Consider the following 24086-nt stretch of genomic DNA (forward strand, 5'->3'; position numbering starts at 1 on the left):
CACCTCATTAGACGCTAAATGGATAAATATTTCACAATTATTGCTTTAAGCGTTGCAAATTTAAAACAATACGTTGAGTTTTTAGAACTGATTTCTTTTAATAAAATCCATATTATAAGCACTAAATTAAATTGGAATCTGTGTCATGCAACAAAAATCACAATACTATACAAGGACAGCACAATGGTTGCATTGGATTATGGCAATCATCTTTATTACCGCTTGGGTCATTGGTTTTTATAGTGGCAATTTTTTAAGCTATGATGTCGATGGACCGTTTAAAGGCGATGTCATTACTCTACATAAGAATATTGCATCGGTGATTATCTTTTTGGTCATTATCCGTATCTTTTGGCGTTACACTCACCCTGCCCCTGAACTACCTGAAACCATGTCACCATTGATGAAAACTTTGGCTCATTTAGGTCATTTGGGTTTATATTTCATGCTATTGGCATTGCCAATCACTGGATGTTTATTTAGCTGGAGTGCTGGCCATCCCGTGCCTGTATTGTACTTATTTGAGATTCCAAGACTTGTACAAGATAACCCCGATTTAACAGCGATTGTTAAACCTTTACATATTTATATTTCATGGGCTGCTGGCTTACTTCTTGTCGGACATGTTCTCGCTGCGCTCAAACATCATTTTATTGATAAAGACAATGTATTGAAAAGTATGACACGACAAGGTTAGTCATATACAGATTAAAAAGCCTATTAAAAGCACATCAAAACGGTGTGCTTTTTTTTATATTTTTATTGTGGTTTAAATTTATGGCGCTTTAAATTCTAGATCTTTACTTTAATGCTTCTTTCGCACAACCTTTTAAACTATTCATCACTGCTTGTTGAATCAGCTTATTTTTTGCAGCTTCATTAAAAGTTGCCATCACCAGCTGTTTAGCTGGTACATCGTTCAAAGCATTCTCACTGACACAGCCACAGATTTTTTGCTGTGCATGTTGCTGTTGTGCAGCTGTCCATAAAAATGAGGATGCTTGCCAAATCTTTGACGCTTTTAACTCACTGGCACACTGCTGTTCGATTAAAGGCTTTAGCATTTTCTGCGTAATCGTTTCTGTGCTTGAGTCTGCACATGCAACAGTCACAGGTAAAATAATGAATAAGGTTAAACATGTTGTTAAAAATTTCATTCTATTTCCCTCATGAAAAAAAAGCAGTGTTCACACACTGCTTTTATATGCTTAAAGAATATAGCTTGATTTAAGCCAATTGATCAATTTGATTGTTCCATTTTTGCTTTTCTTCATTTGAAATAAATGACGCTTCAAATGAATTTTTTGCCAATTGCTTTAACTCTGTATTTGAAAGATCTAGTGCTTCAGCAATCGAAATAAAATTATCATTCATATAGCCACCAAAATAAGATGGGTCATCTGAATTGACAGTCACATGCACGCCTTTTTGCAATAAACGGTGAATATTATGTTGAGCCATATCATCCACCACACACAATTTTAAATTGCTCAGTGGGCAAACAGTCAAAGGCATCTTTTCTGCAATTAAACGTTGCATCAGTGCTGGGTCTTCTTCTGAGCGTACACCGTGGTCAATACGGTTTACTTTTAATAAATCTAAAGCTTCCCAAACATATTCAGCAGGCCCTTCTTCTCCCGCATGTGCAACCACCAAGAAACCTTCTTTGCGTGCTTGAGCAAAAACCCGTTCAAACTTAGCTGGTGGATGCCCAACTTCGCTTGAATCTAAACCTACAGCAATAATTTGATCTTTATACGGCAAAGCTTGCTTTAACGTTTCAAATGCTGCTTCTTCACTTAAGTGACGCAGGAAGCACATGATCAAATGAGAGCTTATACCCAACTTTGTTTGAGCATCATCGCATGCACGTTGTAGACCATTGATCACCGTTTCAAAGGCAACCCCGCGGTCAGTATGTGTTTGTGGATCAAAGAACATTTCAGTATGTACAACTTTATCTTCTGCACATTTTTCAAAATATGCCCAAGCTAAATCATAAAAGTCTTGTTCATTGATCAGTACATTTGCACCTGCATAATAAATATCAAGGAAAGACTGTAGATTATGAAAGTTATATGCTTGTTTGACTTCTTCTACAGATTTATACGGGATATCAATTTGATTACGCTGAGCTATTGCAAACATCAACTCAGGCTCAAACGTGCCTTCGATATGTACATGGAGTTCTGCCTTAGGTAAGGCACGAATAAGTTCTAATCTATTCACGTTTTTCCTCAAACTTATTAAATTAAATTTCAATCATCCAAATCACTTGGATTCATTTCAATCTGATTAAAACAAAAAAGGGTGCAAACTTGAGTTTACACCCTTTTCTTATTTAAATTTATTAACCACCAAATGCAACGAATTTAATCACCCAGAGCACAGCAATGATCCAAACCATATATGGAACTGTTTTCGCTTTACCTGTAAATAATTTAACCAATGCATAGCTGATAAAGCCCATTGCAATACCGTCTGCAATAGAATAAGCAAATGGCATAAATACAATGGTTAAAAATGCTGGAACTGCTTCAGTAATATCATCCCATTCAATATTGATAATGCCTTGAATCATCAACACACCAACGAATAATAATGCTGGAGCAGTCGCAAATCCGGGAACAGATTGAGCCAGTGGTGCTAAAAATAAACACGCTAAAAATAAAATACCGACAACAACTGCAGTTAAACCTGTACGACCGCCTGCAGCAACACCCGCAGATGACTCAATATAAGGCGTTGTTGATGATGTACCCAAAGCAGCACCGGCAACAATTGCAGTTGAATCTGCAAATAGCGCTTTTTTCAAACGTGGTAATTTACCATCTTTCAATAAACCAGCACGATGTGAAACCCCGACCAATGTTCCGGTTGAGTCAAATAAATCAACCAAGAAGAATACGAAAATTACGCCTACCAAACTTACCGTAAATAAGTTTTCAAAATTCATTTGCATGAATGTCGGTGCAATAGAAGGAATCGAACCAACAACCCCTTTAAATTCATTTAAACCTAAAGCTGTTGCAATACCAGTGATTGCTAAAATACTGATAATAATTGCGCCACGAATTTTATAGTGGTGCATAATCACGATCAGGAAAAAACCCAATAAGGTCAGTAAGACTGTAGGTTGTTTTAAATCCCCCAAACCCACCAAAGTTGCTTGATTTGCAACAATAATGCCTGAGTTTTTCAATGCAACCAGTGCAAGGAATAATCCAATACCACCACCGATTGCAAATTTCAATGACATTGGAATCGCATTGACAATGGCTTCACGGATTTTAAACATGCTAATTGCAATGAAGACAAGTCCGGAAACAAATACAGCAGCCAAAGCGGTTTGCCACTCAACGCCCATACCTAAACAAACGGAATAGGTAAAATAAGCATTCAGTCCCATACCTGGTGCAAGTGCAATCGGATAGTTTGCAACAACCCCCATGACCAAACAACCAATCGCAGCGGCTAAACACGTTGCCACAAATACGGCGCCATGATCCATACCTGTTTCTGAAAGAATCAATGGGTTAACAATGATGATGTAGCACATTGTTAAAAATGTCGTTAAACCTGCCAGTATTTCGGTTCTAAACGTCGTTTTATTTTCGCTCAGTTTAAATAAGCGTTCAAGCAAACCCGCTGAAGGATTTGGATTCGTCATTGTTGAGCCCCTGTTAAGTTTGAGCTATTCGTTGATAAAATCGAGTTCATTTAAAAAAATGCTAAATGCCGTCAATTAAGGCCATAATTCAGCATTCAATAAACATACCAAAATGACATTTCCGATAAAAAACTTGAATTAAAAAAGCTGCAGATTAGCAGCTTTCATTTTCTAGAAGGTTTAACGGTCGTTATCGATTACATATTACAAATTATAACATACAGTTTAAATAATTTTATCAATCTGATGCTTTTAGTCATCCAATTCATGTGAACTCAGAAGTTTAATGCTTTAAGGATATACAGTACGTAAATCAAATCACCGTATTACTTACTTTTAAATGATTGTGATTATTAGGATTAGACTCAATTTTCCGAATGGTTAAATTCGCATCTTTGATAATATTTTGCATTTCTTGTTGTTTTTTCTGTTGCGAATCGACATAAGAAAAATAGCCTAGAAATATCACACTACTAAACACGAAAAAAGTTACAAGCTTTACCATTTCAAAATCAAATCAGGGTATAAATTTCGCTGATTATACACATAAATGTGACATAAATAACACTTTAACAATAAAATTGTCCGACAAATCACAAGTATTAACTTGCGCTTTCATAGTGCATATCAGGCTTTAAATCCTGCTATACATCTAAAATGGTGCTATTTGTTTTAAATGATGATAAAAAAACAACATGAAACTTGATGAATCATAGGCAATCTTTAAATACATAAAATGTTTAACAACAAGAGTTTAGACAGCTTAGCTTACACACTTTTAAAAGCATGTAAGCTTTTAAATCCATAAGATTTAAATACACTATTCAAAGATTTAAGCCAACTCACTTAAGTTTTACATAGGGCCTTCAACTGATATTTCCACCTAAGGCTGCAATCAGTTGGGCTGTATTTTTTAACTGCAACTGCTTGAGCTGTAAAGTTGCCTGTTCCGCCTGTAAGGTTAAATTCTGTGCTGTGACCACTTCTAAATAACTGACTAAGCCAGCGTTATAGCGTCGAGTTACAACTTGTTCATTTTCTAAAGCAAGTTTAAATAGTTGAGCTTGTTCAAATTGTTGCTGTTTAAAACTGGATGACTGTAAAAGCGCGTCTTCCACCTCTTTCCAACCCGTTAAAACAGCCTGTCTATACGCTGCTGCTTTTTCAGCATAACTCGCTTGTGCTTGTGCAATCTCAGTCTTACGTTTTCCACCGTCAAATATCAATGCCGTTGTTTGTAAGCCAGTCGACCACAAGTACTGTGGTGCTTGAAACAGTTGACTCAACACGCGACTATTTACTTCACCCGTTAAGCCAATACTGAGATCGGGTAACCATGCCGTTTGAGCCAAGCCCAATTGGGCATGTGTTGCAGCCAATTCACGTTCAGCACGTATCACATCAGGGCGCTGGATAAGCATCCGACTTGGTAGCTGAGTTGGTAATATTGGAACTTGAAAGTGCTGTTTCTGTTTGGCCAATTGAAATTGAGCAACCGTTTTACCTTGTACCACAGCTAAAATATTTTCTTGTAAATCACGTTCTCGCTGGGTTTCTATCTGCTGGATTTGAACTTGCTTGAGTTGTGTTTCAGCCTGTATCACATCCGCTCTCGCGATCATCCCTGCAATATATTGGTTATTTAAAATTTTGACGGAACGCTGATAACTGTGTTGGGTTTGTCGTAAAACATCCAACTGCGCATCCAGTACTCGGATATTCCAATAGCTTTCTGTGCCCAATAATTGTTGATTGAGTTTAACTGCAGCTAAGTCAGCCTGTGAAGCCTCTAAATTTGCCTGTTGCCCTTCAACTGCTTTGGCGACCCTGCCCCATAAATCAGGAATCCAACTGACCTGAACACCCGTTGTAAATTGGTTATTTGGCGTACTGTCCTTTGTTCCACTACGTTGTGCAGAACCATTTAACTTTAAACTTGGCAAACGGTTAGCGCGTTGCTGCTCAAGTAAGGCATTGGCTTGTTGATATCGTGCTTCCGCTTGTTTCAGACTCAAATTTTCTTGATTCAATTGTTGCATCAATTGACTAAGAATAGGATCTTGAAAAATTTCCCACCAAGTGTTGGCATTGACTTCCAAGCTTGCGGTTTTTTTCCAATTTAAAACAGCATATTTATAATGATCATCCGTTTGAAGGACTGGCACTTTATATTCAGGCGGATGCAACACAACAGTAGAATTGCATGCAGTCAATATCAATAACACACTAAGGCACATGACATTTTTAACGATTAAACTCTGCATTATATTTTCCTATTTACCTCAATGAAGTGCATATTTATTTTTCAATTTCAAACAAGATTCAGCACATTTTTCCAACACCAAATACAAGACAGGCGTTGTATACAACGTCAATAATTGACCCAAGGCTAAACCACCCACAATGACAACACCCAAAGGCTGACGTAGCTCCGCCCCTTCTCCCCAGCTAAGTGCCAGTGGAATTGCACCCAGCAACGCTGCGGTATTGGTCATCAGAATTGGACGAAAACGGAGAGCTGCGGCAGACAAAATAGCCTGATATGCAGTCTTGCCTGCTCTTCTTTCTAATAAAGTAAAATCAATTAAAAGAATGGCATTTTTTACAACAATTCCGATCAATAAAAACATGCCCAAAAGTGCAATTAAGGTGAATTGGAAATTAAATAACCATAAGGTCAACAAAGCCCCCAAAGCCACTGCGGGTACTGTCGATAAAATCGTCAATGGATGAACCAGACTTTCATAGGTAACCCCAAGAACGATATAAATAAGTAAGATCACCACACAGACAAGTAACGGCGTCGATAAACCAGCCTGCAAACTTTCTGCCTCGACATCTTTATCTGTCATGATAAAAATTTCATTGGGTAACATCACTTCGGGTAAAACACTACGAATAGCCGCATCCGCTTGTTCATAGCTATAGCCTTGTTTAACCACATAACCAATCCCCATTGCGGCATATTGGTTGCGTCGATAAACCCGATCATTGGTAATACCATAAGACCATGTGGCAAAATTACTGAGTGGTACAGCAATCCCTTGTTGGTTTGGAATGCGTACATTTGCCAGCGCTTCAGGATGTTCAGTAAAGTGTTTATCGACTTCCATCACCACATAAAACTGTTGGGTTTGATCATAAATAGTCGAAATTTGGCGCTGCGAAAATGAGTTATTGAGTACGCTTGAAATATTTTCTATATCCACACCCAAACGACGTGCTGCTTCACGGTCAATGTCTAAAGTCACATGCTGAGCACCTTCATCGCCCATGGTTTCAACTTCTTCTAACTCTGCAAGCTTCTGCATTGCCTGAGCAACTTTAGGCACCCACTGACGTAGCAACGCAACATCATCAGATTGCAGTAACAACAAATAATCTTGCCCACTTCCACTTGAAAATGGATCATCCAATTCTAGTTCCTGTTTGACTTGTGCAGAAAAAATCGCACCTGCCAGCCATGGGGCATTTTTTTTAATTCTATCTACAATTTCATGTGAAGATTTGCCATCTCGCTCTGCTTTGGGTTTTAAACTCACCATTAAAAAAGAATTGGTGATTCCACCAGCACCACCAGACGTACCAATCACATCTTTGACTGCGGGATCCTTTAATACACTTTCACTAAAGGTGGCGATTTTGGGTTGCATAATTTGAAAGGAGAAACCATCATCCCCTCGAATAAAAGCTTCAACCCGTCCAGTATCTTGCTCAGGTAATACCCGTTTGGGTAATGTTTGATAGACATATACAGAAGCAGCAATTGCACCGCCCCATAGCAAAATGACCAAATAACCGTGTTTGATCATCCATTTCAGTGAATGCAAATAGAGCTGACTCAAACCCTGCATCAAGCGATGGCTATAGCAATATAAAGCCTGATGTTGATAACGCTCTAATGGTTTTAAACAGCGTGCAGATAAGCTTGGCGTAAGGACTAGGGAGACAAATACAGATAAAATAATAATAAAAATCAGTGTTAAAGAAAACTCTCTAAACAATCGTTCGATTACACCTCCCATAAATAGCACGGAAATAAAGATCACCACCAAAGCCAAATTCATTGCCAGCAAGGTCAGACCGACTTCTCGAATACCATTTAAGGCAGCCTGTATAGGCTGTTCACCCTGTTCTATATGACGTTCAATATTTTCCAAAACTACAATTGCATCATCAACCACGAGCCCAATCGCAACAATCACCGCCATAATCGACAAGTTATTCAATGAAAATCCAGCGAGATAAACCAGGCTGCATGCGCCAATCAAAGTCACCAGTAAAGCAATACTTGGAACAAGAGCACTTTGCAGACGACCTAACATCAGTGCGACCACAATAATCACTAAAAGCATGGAAAATAATAAAGTATCCCTTGCCTCATTTAAGCCCGCCCGAATAATTTCCGATCCATCCATCACTGTGGTCAGTTGTGAATCTGCTGGAATTAATCTGCTTAACTCTGGTAGTTTTTCTTTGATCTTTTCAATTGTGGCAACGGTATTTGCATTGGGTTGACGGCTGATTTTAATAATAACCGCTGGTTTGCCATTGTGAAAACCACTTACATAACGGTTTTCGACCGAATCCTGTACCTCAGCCACATCTTTTAAACGGACAACTGTCTGACCATTTTGATGTATGATCAAATTGGCAAAATCATCCGCTTTTTTTAAACGACTTGGAAGCTCAACTTGCCAACGTAACTGTTCAGTTTCAATTACCCCTAAGGCTTGTACTGTATTACTTTTTACAATCGCTTCACGAACTTGCTCCAAAGACACCCCTTGTGAAATCAAGGCATTTGGATTGAGTTGAATTCGCACAGCTGGCATAGATGCCCCGTCAATGACAACTTCCCCAACCCCATTAATTTGCGCAAGATTTGGCTGCAGCTGATTACTGGCAATTTCATAGAGTTTGCCCGCAGAAAGATGTTCTGAACTCAGTGCCAAATAAAAAATTGGACTCTGGCTTGGATTGATCTTGAAATATTCAGGAGGGCTTGGCATTCCAGAAGGCAGCTGTGACATCGCAGCATTGATTGCAGCTTGGACCTCTCTGGCGGCTTCATTGATGTCAGTCTTTAAATCAAAATGCAAAACCACTTGGGTTGCGCTTTGATTACTTGAAGAATTAATCGCTTTTACCCCTGAAACGCCCATCATGGCACGCTCTAATGGCGTCGCCACGGTGGCAGACATACTTTCAGGACTTGCACCAGGTAAACTTGCTCGCACCACAATCGTTGGAATATCTGCCTGTGGTAAAGCGGCTACAGGTAAGCGAAAATAGGCCAATATACCCAATAATACAATTGCGATTCCCAGTAAAATACTGGCAACAGGTCGGTGAATAAAGGTCGAGAGAAAAGTCAAAACTCTCTCCTTGTCGTATCATGATCTGTGGGTAAATCATCTACAGATAAATCTGAATTGGTATGTTGCAATGAATATTGCAGACGATCAAAAAATAAATAAACCACTGGTGTAGTAAATAACGTCAGGACTTGACTTAAAATCAGACCACCCACCATGACGATCCCAAGAGGCTGACGTAATTCAGCCCCTGAACCCGATGCAAGCATCAATGGAATTGCCCCAACCAGTGCCGCAAGAGTAGTCATTAAAATTGGGCGAAAACGCATCAGTGCGGCTTGATAAATCGCTTGCTGTGGTGACAATCCGTCATTACGTTGTGCAGCCAAAGCAAAATCCACCATCATGATGCCATTTTTCTTGACCAGACCAATCAATAAAATGATCCCAATCAAGGCAATCATGTCCAGTGGTCGATTGACCATAAACAATGCCAACAAAGCACCAATTGCAGCAGATGGCAAGGTAGAAAGAATGGTTATCGGGTGAATAAAACTTTCGTACAGAATGCCCAACACAATGTACATGGTCACTATTGCTGCAATCACCAACCAAAAAGTATGTTGTTGCGAGTTCTCATAGGCAGCGGCTGCACCTTGCAGTTTGACTTTGACTTCTGTTGGTAGATTTAGACGCTGTTGTACGCGATCAATCGCTTTGATCGCATCCCCGAGCGCGACCCCTGATGCAAGATTAAAAGATACCCCATTGGCCGGAAATTGTGATTGCTGTTGCAGAATAATAGGCACGCGTTTTTGCACAATATTGGCAACAGAACTGAGTAATATCGGCTCTCCTTGCTTATTGTGAATATAGGTTTGCCCTAAAGCATCTATACCTAGAGTGAATGTTGGGTCAAGTTCTAAAACAATACGATATTGATTAGATTGCGTGTATAAAGTTGCAATTTGGCGCTGCGCAAATAAATTTTGTAAAGCTAAACTGATATCTTCAATGTTTAAACCCAAACGTGCTGCGGCATCTCGATTGACATCAATAAATGCTTGTAAGCCTTGTCCACCCTCTTCACTGGTGACTTGTGCAAATTCAGGTTGTTGTCGTAAAGCATCAACAAATATAGGGGTCCATTCGGCTAAATCTGTCGTTTTAGCAGCGCTTATACTCAGTTGATATTGAGTACGACTGATTTTATCTTCAATACTCAGCTCTTGTACTGGTTGCATCCAGCCTTGAATCCCTTCAACTTGAGCGAACTGTCCTCTAAGTCGTGCCATAATTTGATCTACAGGATCTCTTTCAGCATGCGGCTTTAGATTAATTAAAATACGTCCATTACTTAGTTTTGGATTATTGGCATCTATACCAATAAATGAAGACAAACTTTCCACAGCAGGATCTTTTAAGATCTGCCCCGCGAGTGTTTGTTGATGCTCACTCATGGCTTGGAATGAAATATCATCAGGCGCTTCAGTCACCACCTGTATGACACCACTGTCCTGTACAGGGAAAAAGCCTTTGGGAATCATCCAATACAGCAGACCCGCTAAAATGACGGTACTCAACATCACCGCAAGAGTCAGTACTTGATGCCGAAAAACCCACTGTAAAGCTTTACCGTATTGCTGGATAATTCGGTCTAGACTCCAGCGACTGTGAGAAGTTGAATGTTTGGCATTTTTTAATAAATATGCGCACATCATTGGCGTCAATGTAAGCGACACCACCAATGAAATTGCGATTGCTGCTGCTAAAGTGACAGCAAATTCATGGAACAGTCGCCCAACCACATCCCCCATAAACAGTAATGGGATTAATACTGCAATCAGTGAAATCGTCAGGGAAATTAAGGTAAAGCCGATTTCTTTAGATCCTTTAAGTGCGGCTTGTAATAAGCTTTCTCCTGCCTCACGATGTCGTGCAATATTTTCCAACATCACAATTGCATCATCGACTACAAAGCCTGTCGCAATGGTGAGTGCCATTAAAGTCAGGTTATTAACAGAGAATCCTAAAAAATACATGACGATAAAAGTACCAATAATCGACAGTGGTACGGCAATACTAGGAATAATCGTAGCGGATAAATTTCTTAAAAATAAAAAAGTCACCATCACCACCAAGCACACGGCAAAAACCAATTCTTTTTGCACATCATCAATGGAGCTGCGAATACTCTCAGTTCGATCGGTTAACACTCGAATTTTGACATTTTCAGGCAGATTTTTTTGTAGCTCAGGCAATATTTGCTTAATCTGATCTGCAACTTGAATCACATTGGCATTCGGTTGGCGCTGTACATTGACCAAGATTGCAGCTTGACTGTCTGCCCAAGCCGCCATATAGCGATCTTCGCTCCCTTCTATGACTTTTGCCACATCTCTAAGACGTATCGGTGCGCCATTGTTCCAGCGTAAAATTAGATTTTCATAATCTGCAATCGAACGAATCTGATCATTGGCATCCAACATGGTGGTGCGATATGGTCCATCAAAGCTGCCTTTGGGTTGATTTGCATTGGCAGAATTAATTGCAGAACGCACATCCTCAGCACTCATTTTATAGGCAGCAAGTGCCGCAGCATTCATTTGCACGCGTATTGCTGGACGTTGCCCACCCGCGAGGCTGACCATCCCGACACCTGAAAGCTGAGAAAGCTTTTGCGCAACTCGGGTATCCACCATGTCGTAGACTGTTGTTAAAGGTAAAGTTTCTGAACTGATCGCAAGGGTAATCACAGGAACATCAGCAGGATTTACTTTACGGTAAACCGGTGGTGCTGGTAGATCATTGGGTAATTTACTGCTGGCTGTACTGAGTGCTGACTGTACTTCTTGTTCAACGACACCAAGTTCTGCGCTCAGTTCAAACTGCAAGGTAATAACGGATGCCCCCACTGAACTACTAGAAGACATTTGCTTTAAACCAGCAATTTTACCCATTTCTCGTTCGAGTGGTGCGGTGATTGTGCGTTGTACTGTATCGGGATTGGCGCCAGGTTGAAAAGTATAGACTTGAATAATTGGATAATCGACCTGTGGCAAAGCAGAGACAGGCAACAACCGCCAAACCAAGAAGCCACTCAACAGCAGTGCTAACATCAATAATGTGGTTGCGACTGGACGTAAAATAAAGAACCGTGAAATATTCATGATTTATCCAGCAGTTGGCTTGGCCGTAGAAATTGGCTGTTGATTCTCTACAACAATTTGAACTTCTTTGCCTTCCGAAAGACGATCAATTCCTTCAAGTACTACTTTTTCGCTCCCCTTTAATCCGTCTAAAACTTCAATTTGACCATTCGATGTCATCCCCAGTTTTAACATGCGAATTTCGGCTTTATTTTGCGGATTGATGATATACACATAGCTGCCTTTTGCACCATGTTGTACAGCATCACTCGGGATACTGATTGCATTTTGAATGGTTTGAGTATTTAAACGCACATTGACAAACTGATTTGGGAATAAGGCATCATCATAATTATCAAAAATTGCTTTTATTTTTAAAGTCCCTGTACTGATATCAATCTGATTATCTATTGCTTGTACATGCCCCAGCGCAAGTTGTTTTTGCTCTGTTTTATCCCAAGCAGTTACCAACACTTTATCGCCATTTTTTAATGCTTGACGCAGGTTTGCTAAGTAGTTTTCTGCCACTGAAAATTGCACAAAAATTGGATGAACTTGAGTGATACTGACTAAACCAGCACTTTCATTGGCTTGAATAAGGTTACCAGCATCTTTCTGTCTAAATCCAACCCGCCCCTCAATAGGCGCATAAATTTTAGTATAAGACAGCTGTAGTTTTGCAGCATCTACTTGCGCCTTGTTCGCCTGTATTTGACCTTTAAGCTGGTTGACCAGCGCCAATTGCTGTTCTACTTGTTGTTTCGCAATTGAATCTTGTTTAAACAGTAATTGATAACGCTGCAACTCTGTTTCAGCATTTTGCAATTGTGCTAAATTCTGCTGCCGTGTTCCTTCAGCCTGTGCAAGTGCGACCTGAAACGGCGCTGGATCAATTTGTGCAAGGAGCTGACCTTTTTTTACGGTTTGCCCTTCTTTAAAATAAATCTGCTGTAGAACCCCGGAAACCTGACTTTGTACATTCACAATATGCGTAGGAATGACTGTACCAATTGCTTTAATTTCAACCTGTAAATCTTGTCGTTGTACTGGTACAGTTCGCACGGGTACAGGTTTACTCCATTGGCTATATTCCTCTGCGGGTTTGGATGAGGTTTTTTTCCAATAGAAGCCTGCTAGTCCGAAAATAATCAGCAGCATAAATCCAATTAAATATTTAAATTTACGGCCAATAAAACTTTTTTTGGGGTTTACATTTACAGATGGCTTACTCATAAAAACTCTTATTCATAAAGTCGCAGAACGATCAAAATTTACAATTGCGAAATAATTAAAGTGAAATTTCACAGATACCCATTGTTCATCTCATTAATAATCAAGAATAAATAAAGGTTAGCTTCGCTAATTATCATGTTGCATTTTGTAATCTTTATTATTGCATTTAATAATCATTATCACTATCATTATTTTCAACACTTTCTTCCTCCAGCAAAACTCCATGTAGTTCGCTTTTTAAACAGGCAACTCTTATGCATTTGAACGTACAAAAGCAGCAATGGTTTGATCATATTTATCAAGACCATCAAAATACTTTACTTTTGTGGTTCAAACATAAACTTCACAACCATCATCACTCTGAAGATCTTAGTCAGGAGGTTTTTTATCGTGCATTAAAAAGTAATTACTGTTTTGAAAATATTAAAGAACCCAAAGCATGGTTATTGGGAATTGCGAAACATGTAATTATTGATCATTGGCGCCACCAACAAGTTGAACACTTATATTTAGATGCGTTAATACATACACCACAGGATGGCTATCCATCTGTAGAACATGAAATATGTATTCGAGAAAGTTTGTATCAAGTTCATCAAACACTAGAAAGACTACCCGAACGCGTAGCACAGGTCTTTTTATTATCTCAAATGGAAGGTATGACCTACCGCGCAATCGGTGAAAAACTTAATATTTCTGAAGCTACGGTAAAACGAGATATGAAACAAGCTTTTTTAGCCTGCTCCAGCATTTATAACACAACCTTTAATTCATAATATTTTTTACCTACAAAACAATAGATTAAATAAAAACTAGTATATAAATCCAATTAAACATATTTTAAAATTTATCTCAAACTTATTTAACATCCATTTACTGATTAAAAAAGTTGTTTTAAGCCCTCTCTATCTCTCACTATTCACTCTTGTGATCGACTGTTTTCGCATCCAAGTACATACACACTATTTAAATAATAAAAAAATGAGCTTTTTTTTAAAAATAAACGACTAAGTACATGAATATGACTCATACGAGAATCTAATGAAGGAACATCAAAGCAAACATGCATTAGCAATTGCAATTCGAACTGCACTTTGGGGCGGATCTATTTGTTTAATACATGGAACTGTATTTGCAGCACCGAACCCATCTGATGACCAAGAACAAAATTCTACTCAGCTTCCTACCATCACTGTATCTGCCAATAATACCAATAGCCTTACAACCGAAGGCTCTGGTTTATATACTGCTAAAGCCACCACAGCATCAACAGGCTTGGCACTCAGCCTAAAAGAAACACCGCAATCGGTTAGTGTGATGACCCACCAAAGAATGCAAGATCAAAATCTTACACAACTGACCGATGTTGCAAACCAAGTTGCAGGATTAACAGTTAGCCAGTCTGGAAATGTAGGTTCTGATTCTTCACCAATTTACTCACGCGGTAAAAGTGTAGATAGCTATTTACTTGATGGTGTAAAACTCCTAAGTACCTACTCTTCTATTTTTCAAAGCCAAGACACTACGCTTTTCGATAGAATTGAAGTGGTACGAGGAGCGACAGGTTTAATGACTGGTGCGGGTTCCGCCAGCGCTAGTATTAATATGGTTCGGAAAAAACCATTACAAGATTTTAAAGCATCAATCAGTACAGATCTTAGCTCATGGGATTCATACCGTTTCGATGGCGATATCTCAACACCTCTTAATCAATCGGGTACGCTTCGTGGACGTGCTGTAGTTGCTTATCAGAACTCGGACTCATACATAGATCGCTTCAATGAAGAACGCAAAGTGGCCTATGCTGTTGTTGACACTGATTTATCAGATAAAACTCAAGCAAGTCTAGGCTTAAGTTATCAACAAATTTATATTACTGGACAAGCTCGTGGCGGTTTGCCTGCTTTTTATAGCGATGGGACACGAACAAACTGGTCCCGATCAGATTCAGCAGCACCCAGTTGGTCTTACTCAGATCGAACAACCACTTCACTCTTTGCCGATGTCAATCATCAGTTTAATGATAACTGGAAATTAAAGGCTTCATTAGCACGTATCATTACGGACTCAGATGAATTAGTTGGCTATGCAAGTGGTGGAACACCCAATAAAGAAACTGGTAGTGGGGTTTCGATTTATTCTACTCACTGGGCTTATAAACCAATTCAAGACTTGTTTAATGTCAGCTTAAACGGCTCATTTGATTTATTGAATCAAACCCATGATGTGATCTTTGGTTCAACATTAACCAGAAGTGAAAATAGCCAGCCGTACTTTACCAATTGGTGGATTGATGGTTGGAGTGGAAATATTGATAATATATATAAATGGGATGGAAATACGCCTGCACGTCCAAATAATCCTGCCGTAGGATGGACCAAAGAAAATAATACAAGTTCATCATTTTATACGGCAGCTCGGTTCAAATTAAGTGATGATTTAGCACTGTTGCTCGGATCACGTTTAGAAAATTGGAAGTTAAAAAAAGAAAATAATGACTATAAAGAAAATAAAATTACAGTCACAACCCGTAAAGAAGAAAATAAACTGATCCCTTATCTTGGCTTAGTTTATGATCTCACCCCTAATTGGTCTGCTTATGCGAGTTATACAAATATATTTTCTCCACAAGATCTAAAAACAAGAGCTGGGGATTATATAGACCCATTAGAGGGAAATAGCACAGAACTTGGAATCAAGGGCGCTTTTTTTGATAATCAACTTAATCTAAGTGCTGCAATTTATGAAAATAAAGAAGATAATTTTGCGGTCGCGATTCCTGAACAGCCTGATAACTCACATTTAGCACCTGATGGATCTCAAGCATATACAGCAGAATCTGGAACCAAGAGTCGCGGTATTGAATTAGAAGCCACAGGAAAACTCACAGATGCTTGGCAAATCTCCTCAAGCTTTGCCCGTAATTTAAGCCGAGATCGTAATGGTAAGCTCTTAAACCCTAATATTCCAAGTAATACTGCCAAACTTTATACAACCTATAAACTTCCTTATCTTAATGAAGCAATAACCGTTGGCGGAGGCATACGTTGGCAAAGTGAAATTCAATCAGCAGATCAGAAATTTACCCAGAGTGAATACAGTGTTGTTGATTTAATGGCACATTATAAAATAAACAATAAATTAACAGCCAATCTCAATATAAATAATCTTTTTGATAAAAAGTATTATTTAACAACAGGCAATAGCTACTACGGTGCACCAACTAATTTTAGAGTGGGGTTAAAATACGATTGGTAATTCTGAAACCTATTTATAATTAGCTAAACATTGATTTAGCTTAAAATAAACCAATGAGTTAGATGTAGAGAAAGTTACCGTTAAGGTGGCTTTCTCTACAAATTCAAATATTATCAAGATAACTAAAATAAACGCCTCTGCTGGTCTAGCAGTAAATCTCATCTAGTTCTTCCGTTGATTTTTAAGCTGCCTATATGGCAGTGAACTATATTAGGCGCAATTGTATTATGGTTATTATTTTCTAAGCTGCCTATATGGCAGTGAACCATTTGGTGCTATGGTTGACATGCATTTGGCTTTTCTAAGCTGCCTATATGGCAGTGAACTTGAAGAAGCGATTAAGAAGTTAAAAGTTTAATTTCTAAGCTGCCTATATGGCAGTGAACCGCAACCTTGTACAAGAGGAAGCATATTTAAATTTCTAAGCTGCCTATATGGCAGTGAACAATAATTTTAAATCAAAAAACGCTCTGATAACAGCAAGTTAAATATAAAAACCACAAAATACCCAAAGTTTTTAAAGCACATATAACCTATTGATTTTATTAAACTATAAAATGATCAAAAAATATTGGGGGAAATTTTGGTACGAATAGAAGAATACCTAAACCCTAAAAAATCATTGTTTTCACTATTTCATACACAGCATTCCATCCATCCAAATAAAAAATACATAGCAAAAAACCATCCGCAGATGGTTTTCATAACGCATGATTTATTACTGAAGTGAGTTTTCACTTCAGTATGATTGATTAAAATTTAAAGGTTGCGCCTACAAATACTTTTTGACGCTCAACGAAGTATGCGTCTGCACCATTTGACAATTTTTTATCAAGTAAATTAGTAAAGCCACCACGTACAGTGAGCTTATCATTCACTTGATAATTGCTTGCTAGATTTACAATCGTATGTGGTTTTTGCATCGTAGGAGTAGCGCTTTTATCAGTTAAATATTGCTTACCTAAATATTGCGCAGACAATTCTACATTGAGTGGATCTATCGGTTGCCAATTTAGGGCTGAATTTACCGTTAATTTTGAAGTGGTCAGTAAGGTTGCACCAGTATCTTCATTTTTTGCTTTTAAGAAATACGTTGCATTATTATTCCATTTTAGATTGTCTAAAACTGGGAAATTTACAACCATTTCTAGACCACGCGTTACTGCATTTTGAATATTTTCATTTCGAGTAAACCAAATACCACCTTCGTGACCTAACGGCGAATAAGTGATTTTATTTTTAAAATCTGTATGGAAGAATGTCAAACCTAGGTCTGTACCAAAACCAGTATAATTTACACCAATTTCATAGTTTGTGCTTTCCTCAGGCTTAAGGTTTGGATTACCTGTCATAAAGCAGCTACCACCCGTATAGGTATCTGGCTTTTGCTTACTGTCATACCAAATTTTACCTCTTAACCCATTGCAACCATTCCCACCAGATTCAGTTGCCCCACCAGGAGATGATTCTTTCACAGTTGGTGCACGGAAACCTTTTGCGATCCCCCCTTTAATCACAAGATCATCCATTGGACTATAAACTAAATAACCTCTTGGACTATGATGCTCACCATATTTATCATCATGATCTAAACGATTCCCTACTGTTAATGTCAAATTATCGAGCAGTGAAATATTGTCTTCAAGAAATAATGCCCAATTTTTATTATCCACCTTAGGGTCGGTATAGCTTTTCCCATCCCAACTGCCACCAGGTAGAGTACCAATCGTATCAGTATTGGTTAATTCTTGTTTTTTCCATTGACCGCCAACAGTTAAGACTTGCTTAAACATTAGCTCAAATGGCATGGTTAAGCTACCCTCAACAATCAATTCATTTGATTTACTCGTAACCTTATTAATACTTGAATCATAATCATTGTAGTATGCGCTTAACTTAGATTTACCAATTGCCCACTCACCATCATGCGATACGCTAAATGAATTATGTTCTAATTTTTTAGCTCCCCAACTGGTCTCTTGTTCTGCACCTGTTTTGGCGTTAATTTGAGAACCTTTTTCATTCTTTTGGATACTGTGCCCTGCTTCAAAACTGAATGACTGTTTATCTGTTGGCTGATAGTGCAACATCGCATTGTAGTTTTGATCTTGAGAACCTGTGGTTCCGTTACCTGCTGAATATTTCTTATCTGCCTCTCGTTCAGTCATCCCTGCCGTCAAGCGTAAACCTAAGGTATCAGTTAATGGACCAGCAGCCATGACACCTGTTTGTAAAGAAGTGCCTAAATCAGACGAAGTTGTTGGCTGAGTATAATTTAAAGTGACATTACCGCCCCAAGCATTGGGAATCTTCTTAGTAATAATATTAATTACACCTCCCATGGCATCTGAACCATATAAGGAAGACATTGGACCACGAACGACTTCAATTCTTTCAATCATATCGGGTGTAATCCAGTTTAAATCCTGACGACCTAAATCTGGACGATAACTTACATCTCTTGAAGACCCGATGCGTTTACCATCAACTAAAATCAGTGTGTAATTGTCTGGTAAACCACGCAATTTAATCTTAGAACCTTCCTTCGAAGGACTAATTCCACCTGTTACCCCAGGGACTTTACTTAATAACTCTCCAAGACTACCCACAGGTTGTTTTTCAATATCTTCGCTTGTAATAACACTAATACTTGCTGGTGCTTCTTTAACATCTACTGCCTGACTACTCGCAGTCACCACAATTGTTTTTAACTTTGTCGCATCTTCAGAAGTATCTTTTGCATATGCTGAAATTGACATTGCTGTGAGTATAGAGATTGACAGCGTTTGAAATCTTAATTGTTTATTCATGTTAATACGCAACTTAAATTACGGAGGAATTGTGAAAGAATTGTTGCGTATTGTATTTGAGCAAAATCTCAAATGCAATTACTAATAATAATAATTATCATTTATATATTTTTAACTTGAGGTAAATTTATGCAAATACACTTAATCTCAAATACATGAAAAGTATTGTTTTTAAAGACCAAATTCAAGGAATAGTTTTATCAAAGTTGAATTCAAAAATTTATTTTTGGGTGCACTTTTTATAGCTTTCTTTTTCTACAAAAAAGAAAGCTTACAAGCCATCAAACTGCTTGTAAGCTTTCCTTTGCTTATTTTACTCACTATCATCAAGATCAAATTGGTCAGTTTTAAAGAATCAAATACATTAAAAATTTATAAATATCAAAATCTTCAATAATTAGTACAATGTTTTTGATCAATCTTACTCAATTTTTTCTGATTCAATAGAAATAAAACCCGCTTTTCCCCCTAAAAGCATAGTCCTATTTCTTGATAAAATAGTTAAATGAAATGTTACTTTTTCGGTAAAGTGGGTTTAGTCGCATAATCTACACCATGCTTTTCTAAATACTCACGAATCAGTTGGCGAACCACTTGTGAAGGCTTTAGATCCTGACGATTGCACAATTCCTCAAAAGCTTCCTTTTTGTTCGGGTCTATCAAAATAGTTAATCTTGCTGTTTTATTTTCCATATCCCCAATCTCTTAATTTATTTAGAAATAGAATTCTAATAACATTTATGAGTTTTTCAATGATATTTTTTTATTTTATAGTATTCATATTTATAACTTTACATTCATAGACTTAAGTCGACTATTTCACTCAAGTTTCAATATCTTTAGATAACCTATATTCGGGCTGTATTTATATGCTAAATATACTTTCTATTTTTGAGTATTGATGATTTAAAATGGCTATTACACCTTATCCAATATAATAGCCAATCGATGTTTTTAGGAAAAATCTAACTCTTTTTCAAAAATTCGAAGTTCATGTCTTGCCATCGCTAAGTTCGATTTTTGGCGATCCAATACCAGATATAAAAATAAATCGCTATTCTTTTCAAGTGGACGTAATAAATGATACTGCTTCCCGAGTGTGATCAAAACATCATCAATCGTATCTTTCAAATCTAGTGCTTTTGCTGTTTTAATTTTTGCTCTTAAAACTTCCGTATTTCCAGCAGCAGCTAGTTCTAAATCGATCCCCGTTCCTTGAGCGGCAAGTGATAATCCACTTGTATAGTCTACAAGTGCTGCTGCTGTGAAGCCATCAATTTCAGCCAATGGATTTAAGTCAATTTTAGCCATTATTTTTTACCCCTTTTATTCAATATAAGATGATTTATATAGATTTATAACACTATATAACAACATAAAAATATCATAAAATGATAATAAAATATTATCTTATTATAATAATATGTGATTTTTTTAATGTTTTTCAGCACCTTGACACACAAAAGCCCTCCAATGAGGGCTCTATCAAGCTTTTGAACTTTTTAGCTCAGTGCTTACATCACTATAGTAAAATTAGATCTTCTTCTTTTAGCAACTTTTATAATTTTTGTTTGTTTTGTTTTTCATAGGCAAATAGTAGATAAGAAATCTGTAAAAATAATTACAGTTCAAAAATATCCAATTAATTTTTAAATCCAACACCATGATTGCATAGCATTTTTTGACAATAAAAATTAGCCAAAAGTACTCTTGGTTAAAACCACAAAATTAGTCGTCATTCTGCTTGAATGATATTTTCATTTGTTTAAAAATCAAGCCCGATGCGATAAAACCAAGGCATCCAATAACGATAAACTCAACAATAGCTTCCGTTAAACCTAGAACAAAAAAAACTATGGATAAGACTACCGATACAGTAAAAACGATCTTCGCAAACATTAGAATTAAGCCACTTTAAAGATCAATGTAAATTTAACTATAAAATCATAGTATATAAGTTTTATGAAATTAAATAAGTAACGATAAATTTCTGTGTAATCGTGACTGCACTAAGCTCAATGATTATCTATGTTTTGGATTTGTAGTCTTGTTTTAATCCACTTTATTTTTATAGCGTTAGATGAAAAATCCTATTTTTAGAAAAATCTGAACAAATTATCAATCTATTAAATTTAGTTGTCCATCCGTTATTTTTAAATTAAATGAAGTTAAGAATTTAGCAGTTCTGTTCTTTTGGAGATAGAATTCCTAGGTTTATATTTATCAACTGCGATACAAACATTATGCTCAAGCTGAAGATATGCCAAAGTTAAGATACGATATCGGCAATAGCTGCAGAATCAAGATAAAAACCCTATTGTATTTTTAATAATTTAGATTCACTTTTCATGTGAATCAATATTAATGATCAGGGAATTGTTGATCTTGTCATGATAAAATCATTTTTTAAAGTAATTCAAAAATCGTTTGGAAGAATTTTTCATGAAACTTATAGTAATTTTATCTACCTTTACGGTTTTACTTTCCGGCTGTGCTGCAATGAGTGTTGAACAATGTAAAACTGCAAATTGGTTTAACGTTGGCGAAAAAGATGGCGCTGCTGGAAATAAATCCCACTTAGATAAATACTATTCCTCCTGTAAAAAAGCCAATATTATTCCTAGTCAAAATCTTTATGAAATGGGTTATCTAAAAGGGTTAGGGGCTTACTGTCAACCTGAAAATATTTTTTATGAAGCTTTAGAAGGTCGCGGTAATTTTCGAGTTTGTCCTGCAGAGAAACGTGAATCCTTACGTCATTATTATCAAGTCGCCAATAACTTTTATCATGCGAATTCAGAATTTAATACCTCACAAAACAACCTAGATTACTATCTTGGAAAGTTAGATAGTAAAGACCTCTCTACCAAAGATCGTGATGACTATAAAAAGAAATTATCTGACCTCCGAAGCAATAGCAGTCAAGTACGCTCACGTTATCAAGATGCACTTCGGAATCTAGAACGTTTTAAAGCTGAGCATGATCTCTATTAGTTTTAAACAAAGTCACAGAGATCTACTCAGTAATGATTTCGAACGTCGCTTGGAATAAATCATTCGAATAAAAAAGCCTCACATCACTGTGAGGCTTCCCCTTAATTTTTGCGCTGATTAAGGATTATTGTATGTTTATTCACTATAATGAATTAACAATCACAGTTTTACTAAATAACGTGAAATGTGTCAATTTTAAAACATGAAACAACCATATTTTTTCAACTATTCACCATCATTCAATGATACAGACTTGTTTTCTTAATGGACTATCATCTGCAAGATCGTCATTAGATGAACCAATACCATGTGTAATGCCATTTTCATCATAAAATGACAAAAATGTATAAGTTTTATTTTTATCACAGTCTACATAATTGATCATTTTCATATATTTAAAAGAATTATCCTGCCTATCCTTAGCGACTCTTAGCATAACTGCTTTATATCTAGGCTGGTCCAATTTTGGCTCTCTTTTTACAAGAAAAAGCGACTTTTTTATTTTAGATGTATGCTTATCATCTAGCTCTTTTTTAAACTTTTTAATATCTAATTTTTCTTCAAGAAAAGTCGGTTTTATTGGATCAGCAAAGCTAAATTTCGAATTCAATAAAAGAAATGCCAAGAGAATTTTTTTTATCATTGATTTGAATGTCATCTACAAAAAAAGTTCAATCATATAAATTAAAGCCCCAACTTTTGATGGGTGCACTCGCCAAGTAATTTTAAAGACTTATATCAATATCGATGTTGTTGGCAATGTCAGAAACAATATCTTTATTCGTATTTACAATCAATCGGCCTGTTTCCACGATCAGATCAACGGCATCCAATGGATTGATCGAATTCACAATATCATTCATTATGCTAGAGTCTTTTTGCTCTTGTTGAGATTGCTGTTCTAAATCTTCATTTTCTAAATTATTCACTTTGTTCTCCCATAAGCCTCATATAAAAATCTCCCAATGATCAGGAGCTATTCAGTTGACTACATCTCGATAGCAGAACTATGCCATATTCCCTCTACAGGACCAATAGCTGACTTCTATTCATAGTCTCGATCCAGCAAATGCAGAGTCTTATAGTGATCTTGTGAATATGTATCTTTTTTTGACATGTGGTTCATCCCCACAATAAAACGAGACAGACTATTGAAATGGTTTTCATCATTGAGTCTTATCTTGATTGAAAAATTAAACCCAATCAAAAAATAAAAGTTGGTTCATTTAGGTGGTGGAATCAAGTTATGGTTATTTCTTTCTAGAGATCTTAAAACTTACAGTGTTTTAATTCCAAAAAACAGAAAATATTTTTTCTTTACCAGCATTTTTGATCCTCACCTTGTAGCCCGCTTTCTTAAATTCTTCACCCAAATTAATTATGTCATGTTGAGCGAAATCTTTAGTGATGTATTCACTTACAAATAACTCTCCTTGATCGGCTTTTAATCTAATTTGTGTTTTCAAAAATCTTTTAAGCTGCTCAATTGAAAAATATGGCGCTTGATTGGAATCAACATTAGTTTCACTCATTTTAGGTATTGGCATTTCAAAACTCACAATCGCAAAGTAAAAAAATATTATGAACAGCTTAACTTTGAATTGGGTATAAAAATTGAAATATCATGTATTCTTTGTCATTTCATTTATATGAT

The 24086-nt window shown here is 37.0% G+C and carries 18 protein-coding genes; 4 read left to right on the forward strand and 14 right to left on the reverse strand.

The annotated features are described in order from the left end of the window. The first annotated feature begins 145 nt into the window (after positions 1-145). Entirely contained in the window at positions 146-697 is a 552-nt protein-coding gene (locus tag F981_RS10130; protein ID WP_004721181.1) for a cytochrome b, read from the forward strand. Between the two features lie 103 nt (positions 698-800). On the opposite strand, the gene F981_RS10135 is transcribed toward F981_RS10130, so the two are convergent. The 8 genes from F981_RS10135 to F981_RS10170 all read right to left on the reverse strand — a co-directional run bounded on the left by F981_RS10135 (position 801) and on the right by F981_RS10170 (position 13370). Then, a complete protein-coding gene (locus F981_RS10135; protein WP_004721183.1) occupies positions 801-1157 on the reverse strand; it encodes a hypothetical protein in 357 nt (118 codons plus the stop codon). 70 nt (positions 1158-1227) lie between these two features. Continuing rightward, positions 1228-2229, reverse strand: coding sequence for an adenosine deaminase (locus F981_RS10140; protein WP_004721186.1), 1002 nt, complete (start codon positions 2227-2229; stop codon positions 1228-1230). Between the two features lie 121 nt (positions 2230-2350). After that, the gene (locus tag F981_RS10145) at positions 2351-3670 is read right to left on the reverse strand and encodes an NCS2 family permease (protein ID WP_004721188.1); all 1320 of its coding nucleotides are present in this window, start codon (positions 3668-3670) and stop codon (positions 2351-2353) included. A gap of 313 nt (positions 3671-3983) precedes the next feature. Beyond that, positions 3984-4175, reverse strand: coding sequence for a hypothetical protein (locus F981_RS10150; RefSeq protein WP_004721190.1), 192 nt, complete (start codon positions 4173-4175; stop codon positions 3984-3986). A gap of 361 nt (positions 4176-4536) precedes the next feature. Next, positions 4537-5934, reverse strand: a complete 1398-nt coding sequence (locus F981_RS10155; RefSeq protein WP_004721192.1) for an efflux transporter outer membrane subunit — start codon at positions 5932-5934, stop codon at positions 4537-4539. A gap of 18 nt (positions 5935-5952) precedes the next feature. Continuing rightward, on the reverse strand, positions 5953-9048 hold the full coding sequence (locus F981_RS10160) for an efflux RND transporter permease subunit (protein ID WP_004721194.1): 3096 nt from the start codon (positions 9046-9048) through the stop codon (positions 5953-5955). Next, positions 9045-12158 carry a multidrug efflux RND transporter permease subunit gene (locus F981_RS10165; RefSeq protein WP_004721196.1) on the reverse strand — a complete coding sequence of 1038 codons (3114 nt, stop codon included), beginning with the start codon at positions 12156-12158 and terminating at the stop codon, positions 9045-9047. The genes F981_RS10160 and F981_RS10165 overlap by 4 nt, the downstream gene beginning before the upstream one ends. Before the next feature lie 3 nt (positions 12159-12161). Then, the gene (locus F981_RS10170) at positions 12162-13370 is read right to left on the reverse strand and encodes an efflux RND transporter periplasmic adaptor subunit (RefSeq protein ID WP_004721199.1); all 1209 of its coding nucleotides are present in this window, start codon (positions 13368-13370) and stop codon (positions 12162-12164) included. 254 nt (positions 13371-13624) lie between these two features. Between F981_RS10170 and F981_RS10175 the strand changes: the two genes are divergently transcribed. Beyond that, positions 13625-14146, forward strand: a complete 522-nt coding sequence (locus tag F981_RS10175) for an RNA polymerase sigma factor (RefSeq protein ID WP_004721201.1) — start codon at positions 13625-13627, stop codon at positions 14144-14146. A gap of 265 nt (positions 14147-14411) precedes the next feature. Next, entirely contained in the window at positions 14412-16628 is a 2217-nt protein-coding gene (locus tag F981_RS10180; protein ID WP_004721203.1) for a TonB-dependent siderophore receptor, read from the forward strand. 752 nt (positions 16629-17380) lie between these two features. On the opposite strand, the gene F981_RS10185 is transcribed toward F981_RS10180, so the two are convergent. From F981_RS10185 to F981_RS10195, 3 genes are all read right to left on the reverse strand, one after another. Beyond that, the gene (locus F981_RS10185; protein ID WP_004721205.1) at positions 17381-19438 is read right to left on the reverse strand and encodes a TonB-dependent receptor domain-containing protein; all 2058 of its coding nucleotides are present in this window, start codon (positions 19436-19438) and stop codon (positions 17381-17383) included. A gap of 513 nt (positions 19439-19951) precedes the next feature. Next, positions 19952-20131, reverse strand: coding sequence for a ribbon-helix-helix protein, CopG family (locus F981_RS10190; RefSeq protein WP_004721206.1), 180 nt, complete (start codon positions 20129-20131; stop codon positions 19952-19954). Positions 20132-20392: 261 nt separating this feature from the next. Continuing rightward, complete coding sequence (locus F981_RS10195) at positions 20393-20749, reverse strand: hypothetical protein (protein ID WP_004721210.1); 357 nt, start codon at positions 20747-20749, stop codon at positions 20393-20395. 1131 nt (positions 20750-21880) lie between these two features. Here F981_RS10195 and F981_RS10200 point away from each other — a divergent pair. Further along, on the forward strand, positions 21881-22432 hold the full coding sequence (locus tag F981_RS10200) for a DUF2799 domain-containing protein (protein WP_004721211.1): 552 nt from the start codon (positions 21881-21883) through the stop codon (positions 22430-22432). Between the two features lie 235 nt (positions 22433-22667). On the opposite strand, the gene F981_RS10205 is transcribed toward F981_RS10200, so the two are convergent. The 3 genes from F981_RS10205 to F981_RS10215 form a co-directional block, all read right to left on the reverse strand. Continuing rightward, positions 22668-23075 carry a hypothetical protein gene (locus tag F981_RS10205; protein ID WP_004721214.1) on the reverse strand — a complete coding sequence of 136 codons (408 nt, stop codon included), beginning with the start codon at positions 23073-23075 and terminating at the stop codon, positions 22668-22670. 82 nt (positions 23076-23157) lie between these two features. After that, positions 23158-23361, reverse strand: a complete 204-nt coding sequence (locus F981_RS10210) for a hypothetical protein (protein WP_004721216.1) — start codon at positions 23359-23361, stop codon at positions 23158-23160. A 357-nt stretch (positions 23362-23718) separates the two neighbouring features. Further along, positions 23719-23979: a hypothetical protein gene (locus tag F981_RS10215; protein WP_004721218.1), complete on the reverse strand. Its 261-nt coding sequence runs from the start codon at positions 23977-23979 to the stop codon at positions 23719-23721. Between the last annotated feature and the right edge of the window lie 107 nt (positions 23980-24086).

It is taken from the genome of Acinetobacter guillouiae CIP 63.46 (assembly GCF_000368145.1).
Classification (GTDB): domain Bacteria; phylum Pseudomonadota; class Gammaproteobacteria; order Pseudomonadales; family Moraxellaceae; genus Acinetobacter; species Acinetobacter guillouiae.